This window comes from Methanolobus halotolerans, from assembly GCF_004745425.1.
In the GTDB taxonomy this organism is placed as follows: Archaea; Halobacteriota; Methanosarcinia; order Methanosarcinales; family Methanosarcinaceae; genus Methanolobus; species Methanolobus halotolerans.
The window spans coordinates 159,007-174,856 of sequence record NZ_PGGK01000005.1 but is presented as its reverse complement, the minus strand read 5'-3'; the positions used below and the strand labels follow the sequence as shown (position 1 = coordinate 174,856).

General features: G+C 45.8%; 17 protein-coding genes. 12 read left to right on the top strand and 5 right to left on the bottom strand.

Annotation, left to right across the window (positions count from 1 at the left end; translation table 11 throughout):
- Position 1 precedes the first annotated feature (1 nt).
- The 3 genes from gatE to hdrA2 form a co-directional block, all read right to left on the bottom strand.
- Entirely contained in the window at positions 2-1,903 is a 1,902-nt protein-coding gene (gene gatE / locus CUN85_RS06590) for a Glu-tRNA(Gln) amidotransferase subunit GatE (RefSeq protein ID WP_135389535.1), read from the bottom strand.
- A gap of 124 nt (positions 1,904-2,027) precedes the next feature.
- Complete coding sequence (locus CUN85_RS06585) at positions 2,028-3,350, bottom strand: 4Fe-4S binding protein (protein WP_135389534.1); 1,323 nt, start codon at positions 3,348-3,350, stop codon at positions 2,028-2,030.
- Positions 3,347-5,701 (bottom strand): CoB-CoM heterodisulfide reductase HdrA2, encoded by a 2,355-nt coding sequence (gene hdrA2, locus CUN85_RS06580; RefSeq protein ID WP_135389533.1) that lies wholly within the window; start codon positions 5,699-5,701, stop codon positions 3,347-3,349. The genes CUN85_RS06585 and hdrA2 overlap by 4 nt, the downstream gene beginning before the upstream one ends.
- Positions 5,702-6,490: 789 nt before the next feature.
- On the opposite strand from hdrA2, the gene hcp reads away from it, so the two are divergent.
- The 6 genes from hcp to CUN85_RS06550 all read left to right on the top strand — a co-directional run bounded on the left by hcp (position 6,491) and on the right by CUN85_RS06550 (position 11,188).
- Positions 6,491-8,176: a hydroxylamine reductase gene (gene hcp / locus CUN85_RS06575; RefSeq protein ID WP_135389532.1), complete on the top strand. Its 1,686-nt coding sequence runs from the start codon at positions 6,491-6,493 to the stop codon at positions 8,174-8,176.
- A 72-nt stretch (positions 8,177-8,248) separates the two neighbouring features.
- Complete coding sequence (locus CUN85_RS06570) at positions 8,249-8,587, top strand: cupin domain-containing protein (RefSeq protein ID WP_135389531.1); 339 nt, start codon at positions 8,249-8,251, stop codon at positions 8,585-8,587.
- A 140-nt stretch (positions 8,588-8,727) separates the two neighbouring features.
- A complete protein-coding gene (locus CUN85_RS06565) occupies positions 8,728-9,006 on the top strand; it encodes a ferredoxin-thioredoxin reductase catalytic domain-containing protein (protein ID WP_135389530.1) in 279 nt (92 codons plus the stop codon).
- 34 nt (positions 9,007-9,040) lie between these two features.
- Positions 9,041-9,502, top strand: coding sequence for a (Fe-S)-binding protein (locus CUN85_RS06560; protein WP_135389529.1), 462 nt, complete (start codon positions 9,041-9,043; stop codon positions 9,500-9,502).
- Positions 9,503-9,536: 34 nt separating this feature from the next.
- On the top strand, positions 9,537-10,784 hold the full coding sequence (locus CUN85_RS06555; protein ID WP_135389528.1) for a formylmethanofuran dehydrogenase subunit B: 1,248 nt from the start codon (positions 9,537-9,539) through the stop codon (positions 10,782-10,784).
- Positions 10,784-11,188 carry a molybdopterin dinucleotide binding domain-containing protein gene (locus tag CUN85_RS06550; protein ID WP_135389527.1) on the top strand — a complete coding sequence of 135 codons (405 nt, stop codon included), beginning with the start codon at positions 10,784-10,786 and terminating at the stop codon, positions 11,186-11,188. The genes CUN85_RS06555 and CUN85_RS06550 overlap by 1 nt, the downstream gene beginning before the upstream one ends.
- A 21-nt stretch (positions 11,189-11,209) precedes the next feature.
- Here the strand turns inward: CUN85_RS06550 and CUN85_RS06545 are convergent, their stop codons facing one another.
- On the bottom strand, positions 11,210-11,416 hold the full coding sequence (locus tag CUN85_RS06545) for a hypothetical protein (RefSeq protein ID WP_135389526.1): 207 nt from the start codon (positions 11,414-11,416) through the stop codon (positions 11,210-11,212).
- Positions 11,417-11,556: 140 nt separating this feature from the next.
- Here CUN85_RS06545 and chaB point away from each other — a divergent pair, with 140 nt between their 5' ends.
- From chaB to CUN85_RS06525, 4 genes are all read left to right on the top strand, one after another.
- Entirely contained in the window at positions 11,557-11,787 is a 231-nt protein-coding gene (chaB, locus tag CUN85_RS06540; RefSeq protein ID WP_135389525.1) for a putative cation transport regulator ChaB, read from the top strand.
- 488 nt (positions 11,788-12,275) lie between these two features.
- Positions 12,276-12,782, top strand: coding sequence for a hypothetical protein (locus CUN85_RS06535; protein ID WP_135389524.1), 507 nt, complete (start codon positions 12,276-12,278; stop codon positions 12,780-12,782).
- A gap of 97 nt (positions 12,783-12,879) precedes the next feature.
- Entirely contained in the window at positions 12,880-13,092 is a 213-nt protein-coding gene (locus CUN85_RS06530; RefSeq protein WP_135389523.1) for a hypothetical protein, read from the top strand.
- A gap of 51 nt (positions 13,093-13,143) precedes the next feature.
- Complete coding sequence (locus CUN85_RS06525; protein ID WP_135389522.1) at positions 13,144-13,437, top strand: ArsR/SmtB family transcription factor; 294 nt, start codon at positions 13,144-13,146, stop codon at positions 13,435-13,437.
- A gap of 29 nt (positions 13,438-13,466) precedes the next feature.
- Here the strand turns inward: CUN85_RS06525 and CUN85_RS06520 are convergent, their stop codons facing one another.
- Positions 13,467-14,066 (bottom strand): class I SAM-dependent methyltransferase, encoded by a 600-nt coding sequence (locus tag CUN85_RS06520; protein WP_135389521.1) that lies wholly within the window; start codon positions 14,064-14,066, stop codon positions 13,467-13,469.
- Between the two features lie 178 nt (positions 14,067-14,244).
- Here CUN85_RS06520 and CUN85_RS06515 point away from each other — a divergent pair, with 178 nt between their 5' ends.
- Both CUN85_RS06515 and CUN85_RS06510 read left to right on the top strand, forming a co-directional pair.
- Complete coding sequence (locus CUN85_RS06515) at positions 14,245-14,673, top strand: CoA-binding protein (protein ID WP_135389520.1); 429 nt, start codon at positions 14,245-14,247, stop codon at positions 14,671-14,673.
- 87 nt (positions 14,674-14,760) lie between these two features.
- Positions 14,761-15,846 carry a metal-dependent hydrolase gene (locus CUN85_RS06510; protein ID WP_135389519.1) on the top strand — a complete coding sequence of 362 codons (1,086 nt, stop codon included), beginning with the start codon at positions 14,761-14,763 and terminating at the stop codon, positions 15,844-15,846.
- Positions 15,847-15,850 lie beyond the last annotated feature (4 nt).

Here is a 15,850-nt window from a genome sequence, read left to right as displayed (position 1 = left end):
ATTATAAGTCTATATATTTATTAACCTTTTGTTTTAGGATGTCGCTTATAATTTTCCCGTCAACCTTACCTCTGAACTCAGCCATTACCGGACCCATTAGAGGGCCTATTGCTGCAAGACCTTTTTCCCTGACAAAATCCTGCCTTTCAAGGATAACGGATTCAATGAACTCCTCGAGATTTTCAGTATCGATTCCTCCAAGACCAAGTTCCTCTGCTGCATCCTTAGCATTAAGGGAGGGGTTGTGTGCCATTGCCCTTAATATAGGATCTATCGCTTCCCTTGCGATCTCTCCTTCTGCAAGCCGGGCAAAGATATCTGTGAAATGGCAGTCCTCAAGATTGTCAACTTCCACACCGTCACGCCTGAGTTCCGGAAGCGTACCTGTTAGCGTCCTGACAGCAAGCGTTGCAGTAATATCAGGATTGTCAGCGAATCGCTGCATTATATCCTCGAAGAGGGGGAGGTAAGTCGAATACACGATTTTTTCTGATAGCTCCTTATGCAAACCGTAGTCCGATTCAAAGCGCTTTGCACGCTGTGTCAGCAGTTCAGGCATATCAACTGACCCGAAATAATCCGCAGAGATCTCTGTCTGGGGAACATCCGTTTCAGGATACATCCTTGCGGCTCCGGGAAGAGGTCTCAGATATGAGCTGTTCCCGTCAGGCAATGCACGGCGGGTCTCCTCGGGCACTCCGTCAAGTGCTTCCTTTGCCCGGACAATAACGCTCTCCATAGCACCCTGTGCACGTATTTCAGCATCTGCCACCATTACGACCGCATCATTCTCACCGGCATCAACGGCCTCCCGGAGGACCCGGACCTCATCTTCACTGATGCCATAATTTGGAAGTTCGTCAGTGTGGAAGATCCCGCCAACACCAGAGGTCTTGGCACGGTCCGAGAACTCGGTACCAAGACGTCTGCCAGGCTGGATCTCCATGCCCACAAAGTCTGCAAATCCCCGGAGCAGGATGGCAAGAACCTTACCCTTTTTAAGTGCCTTCTTTATGACCTTGGACTGAGTTTCCTTGAAAAGATGAGTGACATCAAATACAGTATCGCAGGCTGAAGCATGTCTTTCCAGAAGCTTGTCCCTGATGGCAAGCAGATTGACCTGGCGTTCTACCTCATGCTCGACAATTGTCTCTATCATGTCCAGTGCCTGCACACCTTTAAGTTCCACCCGGGCTCCCTTTGCAATGGATATGTTCACGTCCTGGCGTATGGTACCAAGGCCACGTTTGACCTTTCCGGTTGAGCGCAGCAGCATGCCTATCTGCTGTGCTGTCTCTTTTGCATGTGCAGGGGAGATTATGTCGGGGTCCGTGCCTATCTCGACAAGGGGAATACCAAGGCGGTCAAGTGAATAGATGATAGAGTCGCCCCTGTCCTCTATTTTCTGGCATGCCTCTTCCTCCAGGCAGAGCACACCAACACCAACAGGCCCGACTGATGTGTCGAGGTGGCCGTCCTTTGCAAGGAAAGCGGTCCTTTGGAAACCCGATGTATTGGAGCCGTCCACTACGATCTTGCGCATTACATGAACCTGATCCACAGGTTTCATTTTAAGGAGCTTGCTAATACTGAGTGCTATTCCCAGGACTTCCCTGTCAAGTTCTTTGGGTGGCTCATCATCGTTCTCCACCAGGCAGGTTGTATCATAGCCCTTGTAAACATACTTGCGCTTAAGTTTGGACTGCTCCAGGGCAGCTCTGTCCGTTTCACCCATCTCACTTGCAGTAGGCCGCAGGTAACGGAAGAATTCGTAAGTCGATTCGCCGGTCTCCCTGATCAGTGTAGGGCATCTGCAAAAGAGCTTCTGTTTTGAATCAAGCTGTTGATGTATCTCAAGACCACACTTTAAACCGAGTCCGGCATAGTCGAATTTGTCGCTCATGGAAAATATCACCAATATTAGTATCAATCAAAATTATAATGTAAATGATTATGATCTCTGGTATCCTGCAGGATATATATTGTTGCTTAGTGTCACACATGAAAACACATAAGCATGTATAAAGTTATTGTTCGTTCTCAGATCCGTTCTTTTTGCTGAACTCAGCCCTGACCTCGGAAGCGGACTTATCTTCCAGCATCTTCCTGATCCTGGGACTTTTCAGGCCGGGTTTTGCTTTTTCGATTCGCTCTCTTGCCATTTTAAGCAAGGACCCGTCGACCCTGGGAAACTCGACCTCAACATGTTCCCTGAGGGATTCCCTCTCAACCTCAAGGGTGCGGGAGATGTCGGGCAAGTGTCTTTTTCCGGTAGTCATGGAATTTACGGCATCACGCCACTGGTCTGCCCAGGGCGAGTCTGGTATCTCCGTATGAGATACAGCACTTCGTGAAACCGTCATCACATCCTTTGGGCATGCATTGACACAGGCTCCACAATATATACAGTAGTCTTCCTTAATCGCAATTCTGGCATCTCCGTCCTCAGGTACATACCAGAGATGGGAAGGACAGACATTGAAACATCCATGGCAACCCTGGGGGTCACACTCATTTATATTTGCATCCACAAGCCTGAGCTCGCCCTCAAAGGGTTTTTTGAGGTCAACTGCCTCGTAGGGACATACTACCTGGCACCAGGTGCATCGGGTGCATTTTTCCTCATCCACGCTCACATTGCCTTCGATCTGCGGAGCTTCGCCTCTCTTTTCTCCTTTAACCCGGATAGCATCTTCAGGGCAGAGGTCCTGGCATAGCACACAGTAATCACATTTATCCTCATCCACCATCAGTAGTTCGAAAGGTGAGGGGTCAGTAGGGCTCGGCTCTTTTTCAATAAGCAAAAAAGCATCACAGAACTCCGCACATAGTCCACAGAAGTTACATTTATCGGTATCGATCTCGATCTCACCCTCAGCATCTTCTTTGAATGGTGCTATCTCCTCTTTTTTCGGGAAGGTGAATTCCACATCAATGGCATCCTCGGGACATGCTGCCTTACAGAGGGCACATGGCAGGCATTTTTCGTTCATCCTGACATATGAATCGAACTCCGGGAACTTTCCATGCTCTGGAAAATCACCCTCGGTGTTCATCTTGAATGCATTTACAGGGCAGAAGTTTGCACACATTGAACAGAAAGTGCACTTTTCGAGGTCCATCATCACCGGAGGAGCATCCAAGCCTGTAGATATCTCCTGCATGGGTCCCAGCTCCAGGGCCTTTGTGGGGCAGATGCCAACACATATGCCACAGCCCACACAGCGTTTGTAATCATAATCAAGGTATTTAACTGATTCATCCGTGATCAGTTTGTAGATAAAGTGGGAGCTATCTATGTCCATATCCCTTGCCACTGTCAGTGAATCTTCCTCTGACTTTTTGGTCATTGCGTCCCCTCCAGAAGCTCGGAACCGATAGGTCCTATCTTTTCCAGGTGATCCACCATATTCTCGATAGTTCTGGCAAATTTCTCACCTTCTGCAGCGGATATCCATTCCATCTTCAACCTGCCCGGGTCGATACCGATGTCCTCGAGCACCCCCTGCAGGGCCTCCATCCTGTGCTTTGCATTGTAATTGGCAAAGATGTAGTGGCATTCGCCCAGCCTGCATCCTGCAACAAGCACACCGTCAGCCCCTTGCTCAAAGGCCTCCAGCACGAATGCAGGGTCCACACGCCCGGCACACATGACCCTGATGGTCCTGATATTGCTGGGATACTGTATTCTGGATGCACCTGCAAGATCGGCACAGGTGTAGCTGCACCAGTTACACAGGAAAGCAATGATCAGTGGGAACTGGGACTTTATCTCAGTGGCTGCACGGATCTGTGAGATTATCTGCTCATCGGTGCTGTTGCGCATGGATATCGCATCTGAAGGACAGGACGCACTACATGCACCGCAACCCATGCAGGACAGTTCATCGACCACAGCCTTATGGTCTGTCATGCTGATCTTATTGAACTCGCATACACCGGCGCAGATAGCACATCCTATGCACGCATCCGGATCAACATGTGCACTGAGCGGATCGCTCTCCAGCTCTCCCTTTGAAAGCAGCTGCATGACCTTGGAAGCAGCTGCACTGCCCTGTGCTATGGAAACCTGTATCTCCTTAGGACCCGAGGCGCACCCAGCTATGTAAATACCCTTGACATGTGAATCTACCGGACGCATTTTGGGATGAGCTATAGCGAAAAAGCGATCCGGGCGCCTGGACAGGTTAAGGGCCCTGGAAATCTTATCTGCATCGGATACGGTTTCCAGACCTGTGGCCAGGACTACCATGTCGTATGGCTCTTCATGAATCTCGCCTGCCAGTGTATCCTCATAGCGCAGGTTAGGCCTGCCTGTGCTGTCCGGCAGGATCTCCGCAACCCTGCCACGGGTGAAATCTATACCCATGGACTGGGTTCTGATATAATATTCCTCGTACATCTCGCCTGATGCACGAATGTCGATATAGTGAATGTTAATATCCATCTCAGGATAGCGTTCCTTGAGCAGCTGGGCATTCTTCATACTGGACATGCAGCAGACTTTGGAGCAATATGGGTTGCCCACTTTTTCGTCCCTTGAGCCCACACACTGGATGAAAGCAACCTTTTCCGGAATTTTACCTGTGGACGGGACCACTACTTTACCCCTTGTCGGACCGGCGGCATTGAGCAAACGTTCGAGCTCCATATTTGTGATGACATCGGGATAGATGCCGTATCCGTACTCCGTTTTGCGTGATGCATCAAAAAGTTTGTAACCCGTTGCAAGGACTATAGCACCGACTGTGAACTCCAGGGTTTCTTCCATTTGCTCATAATCAATAGCATCAGCAGGACAGGCCTGTTTGCACAATCCGCAGCCTACGCAGTACTTATTGTCTATGTAAACTACTTGGGGGACTGCCTGCGGGATCGGCATATTGATGGCCCTGGCCTTACCCAGCCCGGAATCAAAGGGATTGGACATTTCGACAGGGCACACGCCACCGCATTCTTCCACACAGCCCTTGCACTTGTCCTCATCCACATACCTTGGTCTGCGCTTTACAGTTACATTGAAATTACCTACAGAACCGCTGACCTCGCTGACCTCCGCCATTGTGATCAGGTCGATATCCGGATGGTTCTGCACATCGGTCATTTTTGGTGCGAGCACACAGATGGAGCAATCGTTTGTTGGAAATACCTCGTTGAGCAGGGCCATTTTGCCGCCGATGGTGGGCTCCTTCTCAACCATATATACATGATAACCTGAATCGGCAAGTGTCAACGCAGTCTCGATGCCTGCCACCCCGCCTCCGATGACGAGCACGTCTTTAGTGACAGTCACTTTCTTTATCTGCAGCGGATAGAGCAGTTTCAGTCTCGCGATCCCCATCCGGATAAGGTCGAAAGCCTTTTGGGTCGCCATCTGTGGCTCTGCCTGGTGTACCCATGAGCACTGTTCGCGGATGTTGACCATCTCCAGCATGAAAGGGTTCAGGCCCGCTTTCGTGAGCACCCTCTTGAAAGTCGGCTCGTGCAAGTGGGGAGAACACGCAGCCACAAGTACGCGGTCAAGTCCGTTCTCCTCTATATCCCTGATTATGGATTCCTGTCCGGAATCGGAACACATGAACTGTATATCCCTGACAACAGCAATGTCTCCTAAGCCGCTTACCTTCTCCTGCAGGGAACTGACGTTTATGGTATGGGCTATGTTCAGTCCGCAGTGACAGATATATACTCCGATACGCATTTTGATTTTTTCCTTTTTTTAGGATTGACGACGCGGGAAAAGATATAGTTTTGGATTTGCTAAAATTATTGTTCATGAAGAATGCGGCAGTTCTTTCTGTGTCTGTAAAATTATATTCTAAAGTATCCATTCTGATTTGACGGCGTAGCAGTCGGATGAAATACATTTGTGATTGTATTTGAGACACGAATTGACGCCGCATAACACGGATTTTGTTTGTTCCGGGGATTCAAATATTCAACGTTTTGCAAATCTGTGTTAACCCCGTGGGTCTGTAGAAATCCTTGCGTTCTTTTAGAGTAGTTGGAAATTGCTGACTTTAAAGTTGCAATAAGCAGGATTTCTACAGAGCTCAAAATTCTTATTCGACGATCTCTTTCTGGAACCACACTGACCACATGGCTCGAATCATCCTAAATTACAGGCGCATACATCGTATACTTTTTTATGCTGTGCATAACAGTTTAGTCAATGGACATAATGCTGTTATTCAAGTATAAGATAAAATGAACTGTTGGCTTACAACAACCAATAAATCTCCATAGCAGGACCATCGATTCGTATTGATGGTCCTCAGGGTTGGGTGACAAGAATAGGGGTAAACTGAAAAATATCGGAGAGCATTCGGATGTCCTCCACTTAAAAATTGCAGAACCGGTTGTATGAGAAATCTTTTTACATTTTATACATCTGTCTTGGAGTATCCGGATGGAAACTGCCCTGCTTATAATCAAGTATCCCTAATATAGCAGTATCCAAAAGATATTAAGACGATGGATGGTGAAAAATATGTTCTGTTATCAATGTGAAGAAACCCTGAATGCCACCGGTTGTACAAAGAACGGTGTCTGTGGAAAGAACGGTGAAGTTGCTGATCTCCAGGATGATCTGATATACCTGCTGAAAAGCATCGCATTCTATAACTCAAAGGCAAGGTCAAACAAGCTTAATGATGCAAAGACCGATCAATTCATACTGGACGGGCTCTTTGCCACTGTTACAAATACCAATTTCAGTAAAGCAGATATTGAAAGGCTTATCGGCGAGGGTTTTGAGATAAAGGACGGCGTCAAGAAGAAACTTATAAGTGCAAAGGTGATCGATGAAAAGTCGGGTTCTTCATTCCCTGCATGGATCAAAGAAAAACTTCTCGGAGCAGGCCCGAAAGCAGATGAAGAACTGCCATTTATGGCAAAGGTCACACCTGAGAGCCTGGCCAGCGTAAATACGGGCATACTTGCAACAGAGAACGAGGATGTACGTTCCCTGCGGGAATTGCTTACCTACGGACTCAAAGGAATGGCCGCTTACGCCCACCACGCAAATGTCCTAGGATACAAGGATGAAAATGTAATGGCATTTATCGAAAAGGCTCTGCTGGCAACAATGGATGACAGCATGGGTATCAATGAACTCGTTCCTCTTGTACTTGAGTGTGGCTCAAAGGGTGTCGCAACACTTGCACTGCTTGATAAGGCCAATACTACCACTTACGGAAACCCGGAGCCTACAGCAGTCAACATTGGTGTAAGGGGTAATCCTGGTATCCTTATAAGCGGACATGATCTGCGTGACCTCGAGCAGTTCCTTGAACAGACCCAGGGTACAGGCGTGGATATCTATACTCACGGAGAGATGCTGCCTGCAAACTCTTATCCCGCTTTCAAGGGTTATGAGAACTTTGTAGGCAACTACGGTGGCTCCTGGTGGAAGCAAAAAGAGGAATTCGAGAAGTTCAACGGTCCGATATTCATGACCACAAACTGTATCGTCCCTCCAAAGGAGTCTTACATCAACAGGATATACACAACTGGAGTAGTCGGATTTGATGGAGTGGCCCACATCAGGGCTGATAAGGATGGGAACAAGGATTTCTCCGCCATCATTGAACAGGCAAAGAAATGTGATTCCCCTGAACAGCTTGAAGAAGGGACCATCATGGGAGGTTTTGCACATGTTTCGGCATTGTCAGTTGCTGATAAGATCGTCGAGGCTGTCAAAGGCGGGCAGATAAAGAAGTTTGTCGTCATGGCAGGATGTGACGGAAGGCACAAGGAAAGGATTTACTACACGGACTTTGCAGAAGCTCTTCCAAAGGACACTGTCATCCTTACAGCCGGATGTGCCAAATACCGGTACAATAAGCTTGATCTAGGGGACATCGGCGGAATCCCGAGGGTTATAGATGCAGGTCAGTGTAACGACTCTTACTCCCTTGTGGTCATTGCACAGAAACTCGCTGAAGCCTTCGGTCTTGACGATATAAACGATCTGCCGATATCATATAATATTGCATGGTACGAACAAAAAGCAGTTCTTGTACTGCTTGCACTGCTAAGCCTTGGTGTCAGGAACATCACACTTGGCCCGAAACTGCCGGCATTTGTCTCACCGAATGTACTCAATGTACTGGTCGAGCAGTTCAATATCAGGCCAAATGCAACAGTTGAAGAAGATCTCAAGGTTCTTCTTTAAACCTTTTTAGGTAACAATACTGAAACAATACTAAATAGTACGCAGGCTTATTAATAACAGGGAAGTGGAAAGATGAAAATAACAAATTATAAAGATGCAGAGGAGAAGGATAATCCTCATGGTGTCGCCGTAAACAGGCTCTATGATACCGAGCATGCACAGGTTATGCACATAGAGTTAAAACCAGGGGAGGGATTAAAGAAGCATTCAACACCCGTGGATGCATTTTTCTATGTCCTTGAAGGCGAGGGTATTGTAGAGATAGGGGATGAGCAGAAAACTATAACAAAAGACATGCTTGTGGACAGCCCTGCAAAGATACCTCATAGGCTGATGAATGAAAGTGATTCTGTCTTCCGTTTCCTTGTGGTTAAGGTTCCGCGCCAGACAGAACAGACGAGATTACTATAAGCCGGCCTGCATCCGGCATCCTATTTTTTGTCCCTGTGTCTGCAAACCTGATAACCGGACTGTTACCTGTGGGAAATTGATAAATAATGATGTCCAGATATATATTTTATACTTCTAATCTGATATAGCGGAGATTATCTATGACCGATCTTGCACCAATAATGGAAAAAACACATGAATGGGCATCAAAATATGCAAACAAGAAAGGATTTATCCTTAACCCCGATGAAGAGATGCTTCACATGGTCATCGAAGGGCTTTCCAGGAACAAGCATGAACATGGAAAGCAGTACTGCCCATGCAGGCTGCGCACCGGTGATGAAACAGAGGACCGCAAGATAATATGTCCGTGTGTATACCACGAGGATGAGATAAAGAACGAAGGGAATTGTCACTGCTCTTTGTTCTTCAGAGTATGAAGGGATTGTTTATACCGGATGAGAGGTACTGAAAATGGCAAATGTAATGGAGATATATCAACTGCTTCCAAAAACCAACTGCAAGGAGTGCGGTAAATCCACATGTATGGCATTTGCTGTTGATCTTCTTGCCCGTAAGTTCAAGGTTGAGGATTGTGCGCCCCTGGTCCGGGAAGATAAATACAGGGAAAATTACCAGAAGCTTTCGGAGATGGTAACTCCGGTTGGTGATGTTACAGAGACCGGACTCATAGTTCATGAGGATAAATGCATAGGATGTGGTAATTGTGTGGTTGCCTGTCCTGTGAACGTGGCTGCGGACCCGACCGGTGCCGGGAGTGGAAAGGCTCCGACCTGCGACAGGATCATACTGAAGGTGGAAGATGGCATTGTCAGGGCCATGAATGTCCAGGAATGCCGGCGCTTTGGGGAGAACAAGATACTCTGTGTTGCATGCATCGACACATGTCCGACAAAGGCAATAGAATTTGTATGATCGAGTAAGTTGTTTCTGTAAAGAGGGGATGTATTTGGACAATGATTATTATGTGTGTACAGGCTGTGCACTACTGTGCGATGATATCGGTGTGGAGATTGAAGGCGGAAAACTGACGAAGGTTCACACAGCCTGCAGGAAAGGAGTTGCGTTTATTAAAGGTTGCCGCCATCCTTTGGATTCCACTGTCAAAGGTGAGAGGACTGATGTTGACCTAGCTGTAAAAGAAGCTGCAAGCATCCTGAAAAATGCAGAGAACCCTCTGATTTTCGGGCATGCAAATTCAAGTTCAGGCGCACAGAAAATCGCAATAGGGATTGCCAGAAGGACGAACGGATACATCGATGATACTTCGTCTTTCTGTCATGGTCCTACGGTAGAGGCCATAATAGAAAGTAAACTGAAGACGTGCACACTGGATGATGTCAGGCATAAGGCCGATGTGCTCATCTTCTGGGGTTCAGACCCAGCAAACTCGCATCCAAGGCATATGTCCCGCTATTCTTATTTCCCCCGGGGAAAAGAACGCCAGAGGGGATGGGAAGAGGACCGTACCGCAATTACCATAGATGTAAGGAAATCCGACACTGCCGAAATATGCGGAAAAAATGGTCTTTACCAGATTCCGGTCAAGGGTGATACCGAGTTCATGGAAGCACTGACAAGTGCACTTTCAGGCAAGGTGCCTAAAACATCCTATGATTTTGATAAGAAGCGATTGCTTGAACTCGCAGGAATCCTGAAAAAGGCAAAGTTCGGTGTAATATTCGCAGGTCTTGGAATGATCTACTCTCTTGAGGACTTTGAACCCCTTTACAGGTTCATGGATAAATTGAATTCGGTATCCAGTTTCCATCTTATACCTATGGCAGGACATTATAATATGAGAGGTTTCAACGAGAACCTGTTCAAGGAAACGGGCTACATAAACCGGGTAAAGTTCAATGGCGCTGAAGTGCTTCACGGACCTGAATATTCTGTCGTGGAGGCACTGAGGAAAAAGGAAGTTGATGCGGCGCTGGTTATTGGTGCAGACCCGCTCTCCAGCCTGCCACGTTCAATTGTCCGATATCTTGAAGAGATACCGCTCATAACCATAGACCCCTGCCAGACACTGACATCTACGAAAGCTGATGTTACAATCCCATGCGCTCTTGTCGGAGTGGAAAGCGGTGGTGCTGCCATACGTATGGACGGAGTGGAGGTCGAACTGAAGCCGATGGTCGAGACCGACCGCCTGTCTGATGAAGATGTTATGAAACGCATAATGGAGGAACTATAATGGGATTCGGTCAGTTTCTTTCATCACCAGAGGTAAAACTGAGGATCGTTACATACAGGGATGCTTTCCAGGATGCGGCTAAAGTAGAATCCTTGTTCGGTGAAGAATATGAGCGGCTCTCCGCCACAATCCTTCTCGACGCCAAAGATATAACAAAGCTCTCTATCAAGGAAAACGACACTCTGATCCTTAAGAACAAGTCCGGCAGTATCGTTGTTAAAGCCGTTGAGTCAGGATACGAGCAGCCACATCCCGGGACCGCATACATGGTGAACAGCCCGTGGTCCAATGTACTTGTACCCGAGGAAGCCGGCGGAACAGGAGTACCTGCGTTCAAGGACTTTGAGGTAGTGGCATCCAATTCGAAGGGAGCCAAGGTCACCGGGATCAAGGATATTGTCTGATATACGATCTAAATTTGAATATCAGTGGTTGTAAGCATCATATATCTGCCAGATCCATACAATGAACCCCAACAGGTAACCTATAAGGATAAATTGCAATAGCCAGCAGATGCCCAGTACCACCCATATTCCTATAGTTTTGAATATCTGGCCTTTTATTAACTGGCCCAGCCCCGGTATGAAAAACGAAAGTAATGCCGGAACACCGTGAGTTCTATTTTGATTCATGTTTGTGACCTCTAGTATAGATGCTCTGTTTAGAGGTGGTCTACATAAAAGACCTTTTGCTGGATTCGCAATATTATTCAATCAGTATGGTTCCCAAAAACATTTAAAAAGCAGTCTCATATAGAAGATAGGGGAAATCAATGCCATATGATAATAATTCGGAACTGCCGGGATCTGTGAGGGAAAACCTTCCGGAACACGGCCAGGATATATACCGGGAAGCTTTCAACAGTGCATGGGATCAGTACAAGGATCCTTCGGAAAGAAGGGGGGATGCATCCAGGGAAGAGACTGCTCACAGGGTTGCCTGGAGTGCTGTCAAGAAAGAGTATGAGAAAGATTCGGAAGGGAACTGGGTAAAGAAAGATTGAACTTCAAAATCTGGTTTCTGCAATCTTCGTTAATGTATTAAATTTTTTAATCCTTTTCTCTTAATAGCCTTTTCTCTTAATAGATATCTAAAAGTGACCGTTTTGACTGAGATTAAAGTTTTGATAGGGATGTAAAATAAGAAAATCAAATAATTCCTTACTATTTGTTCCTATATTATTTCATAAAGAGTCCGAAATTCGATACTATTCTGTTTATGATCCAAATGAGCGTAATGCCAAGTAACAATTTGGTTAGTTCCAGTGGTTACGGTGGCACATGTTTTGATGAATCTATGAAAGAATCCTGTGAATTTATGCATGGAAGTATTGGGGAAAGTAAAAAACGGAAACGCTTACTTTCAGGTACTGCTGCAAACCGGCGAAAACGGAAGTACTAGATTATCCTTAAATACCAGTAGTCACTACATATGTAGTGTAGAGACTACATATGCAGGGTATAATATTCCTGCAGCTAAAGAGGTGTAAAATTGAAAAGAATAACAGCAATACTCCTTGCAGGAATGCTTATTGCAGTTGTTGCAGGAGCAGGTATAGTAAGTGCTGCGGCATTCGAAAATTCACGTAATGATGGATTTCTCGGACCTGTGAGCAGGTGGGCTAACAACATGGGATATGGCGGATTTGGAAACTGTCCGTTCTTTGGTTCCTATGCTAATGACGGTGTCGCAGGTACAAATGTTGAGCTGGAGGTCACAACTGCCGAAGAAGCGCTAACAATCGCTGAGGAAGAGACCGGCCATGATATCATGGAAGATAATGTCTATCAGATGGGCAGATGGTGGGTCTTCTACTATACAGATGAGAACGACATTGTGAAACAGGGGCGAATTGATGCGTATAATGGTAATGTGATCGAGGATTTCACCGGCGATGAAACATATCAGCAGTATAGGCAGAGTGGCCAGAGCGACCGTTCCATTCGTGGTGGCGGATATGGCGGCGGATGTTATGGTGGGGGCGGATACAGATACTAACCGTATTCCTCACTTGATTATTTAAAATGGGGGACGAAGATTATAAGATGAAGGGCCTCCATATTAGTTTTAAAAATGATGCTTAGAGGTGACCGAAATGATGGGTAGCGGTATGTATGGATTCTCTATCTGGGGATTGCTTTTGAACATAGTTGTTATTATTGTAATTATCTGGCTGGCTTTTTCTTTGCTTAACAGGTCCGATTATGTAAGTTCAGGTAACAATGAACGCCTGGCGCGGCTTGAGAAGGATGTCGAGGACATAAAGAAGATGGTAGAGGATATTAAAGAAAAACTTGACGAAATCTGATCGTTCCGGTCTTATAGTTATTTTATTAAAAAAACAGGCACAGGATTCCCGATGACGAGGACACTTCAGGAAATTACAACCATTGGAGAAGCCATTTCACATCCTGTAAGGTTAAAGCTATTGTACTTGCTTTCTGAGCGTGAAAGGTACATATATGAACTGGCCAAGGATCTGAACCTTTCTCGCCAGGTTATACAATTGCACCTTAAGCGCCTTGAAAAGGCCGGATTTGTAGAAAGTGACCTGAGACTTGAGGACGACGATATGAGAGCGAAAAAGTTCTTCAGACTAAAACAGTTCGATGTGGCTCTTGAGGTAGAAGATCTCTGCAGGATATTTAAATGAGCATTTGCTTTAGATCTGCCAGAGAAATCTTACGGTTCTGAAACTATAAGCCTGAACACATCTTTTAATGCGAGATTCTTCTCTTCCGTAATATTCAGCCCTGCCTTTTTAACATTCTCAACGGTCTTGCGGTTTATATGGACTCCGGTAAGGCCACTTGTAACCGGGTCGAAGATATCTTCGGCCAGAGAGATGATCCTGTTACTACTTTTCATGTGCTCGACATTTATCACGGTCCCGTCCGGTTTACACACACGTCGCATTTCCTTCAATGCCGCAACCGGATCAGGGATTGAGCACAGCACAAAAGTAGTTATTATATGATCGAACGTATCGTTCCTGAAAGCCAGATTCTCAGCATCCATTATAAAAAGAGAGATATTGCCTTTATTTTCGGATTTGCTCTTTGCACGTTCAAGCATCTTATCACTGATATCTATCCCGATCACTTCACAGTCATCAGGGTAGTACGGCAGGTTCTTCCCTGTTCCTACTCCGACCTCAAGCACCCTGCCCGACAACCCGGAAAGTATCCCCTTCCTCCATTTTGCATACCAGCTGTATTCTATGGGAATTTCCATGAGGTCGTACACATGAGAAAACCGGTTATACTTGGAAATTATGGACATATTCTTTTCTATGGAAGTATTAACTTAAGCGATTCGTGGTTACTTTCCTGACATCTGGTCTAACTTACTATTTCCTACTGACAGGTTATCTTTCAGGTCAGGTATTTTCATTTTTTCAAAAAGAACTTAAACAATCGGGGGAATTGATTAGTTTGAGAATTAAAGGGAAGTGTAATCTATGGCAACAAAACAGGAAGAATACCTGGAAAGAGATAATCTCGTGGTTATTACCGATGGCACGAAACCTGCAATGAAATGGACGATTGATGAGCTTAAAAAGAGAAATCTAACAGTACATGTGGTGGATCTTTCTGATAAGCCGGCTCCAGGTTCACTGACAGATATCGCGGACCTACCCGAAACTGCCGAGAATGTGATTATAGGTGTAACAAAGACCGATCCTGCAAAGATCATCGAGAATCTGGTATCCCGGGGCATAATTAATTTCTGGGTACACTGGAAGACCGATACAAGTGCTGTGGAAAACCTTGCATCCGAGCCCGGAATGGATATAATCACAGGGAAGTGTCCTATGATGTACCTTGGGAAAAGCATGAGCATTCACGGTTTCCACAGGGCCATTGCACGCTCTCTTGGTAAATACTGAAATGATCAGTCTCACCGCTACAAGCATTTATTTAGGGTATTTGAAAAACTATATTACACAATATGTCCAAATCAGATTGGTGAGTGGATGGTTAATACTCTTTCTCATTTAGGCTTAGGACTGCTTATAGCTTCAGTTGCAGGACTGGAAGGAAGGCAGAAAAAGATAGTAGCCGCTTTAGCCATAATACCAGACCTCGACTTGTTTTCAGATGTTCTATTGAATCTCTTTGGCGGATATTTCAGTCATCAAACGTATGTTCAATTGTACTATCTGTTCGGACATCGTGAGTTCACTCATTCCTTCCTGTTCATGCTGATAGTCACATCTGTTATCTGGATTTACGGAAGAAACAGAACATTTGTAATTGCAAGCTTTGCTGCCCTTTTCAGCCATTTTTACCTTGATTATGCGACTACCTGGAAAATGAGACCGTTATTCCCCTTTTCGGAGGAATCATCTATTATGGGTGCATTTGATTCTTTTGACCCTGTAATCATGTTCGCCTCATTGGTCCCTGTATATTTCCTCCTGGCTGGAGAACTCAAGAAACGGGGTGTTGTCAACGATCTGCCCGGTACCCGACTGAAGTCCTGCCGTGACAATGGGATCGGGATAGATAAAGTACTTCTTATGGTATTGATACTCTGGTGTGTTATAACTCCCGCATCAAAGTTTTTCCTGGTAAACCATGTATCTGAAACGGAAGGGTACGACATAAGTTATCAGAGTTCCTATCCCAGTTCCTTCGGAACATACCTTTCCGCGTATCCTTACAACCAGACCCACTATAAAGTACTGGAGATAAGTTACTGGACGGGGGTGGAAAAGAGCATGACCGTACCAATTATATCGGAAAATAATGTTGATGGTAGTCTGGAATATGTACAATTGTCAACTGAACTATATGATTCGGCTCCTATCCGGGAGATAGATTTTATTGTCTACAGCGTTGAAGATAATGATGGAATCGTGACTGTTACATTGAAGGATGCCAGGAATCCCTTCTCTTTGTTCTGGACATATTTCAGAACCGAATACATTTTCGAGTTCGAAGTGGACAGTGGAGAACACACGGCATATGTAAAAAGAGGGTCTTTATATCTGGAAGAGGCTCCTGATAACTGGTTTTGGATTCCTTTATGCTCCATGTACATGAAACCCTTTTTTTGACTAC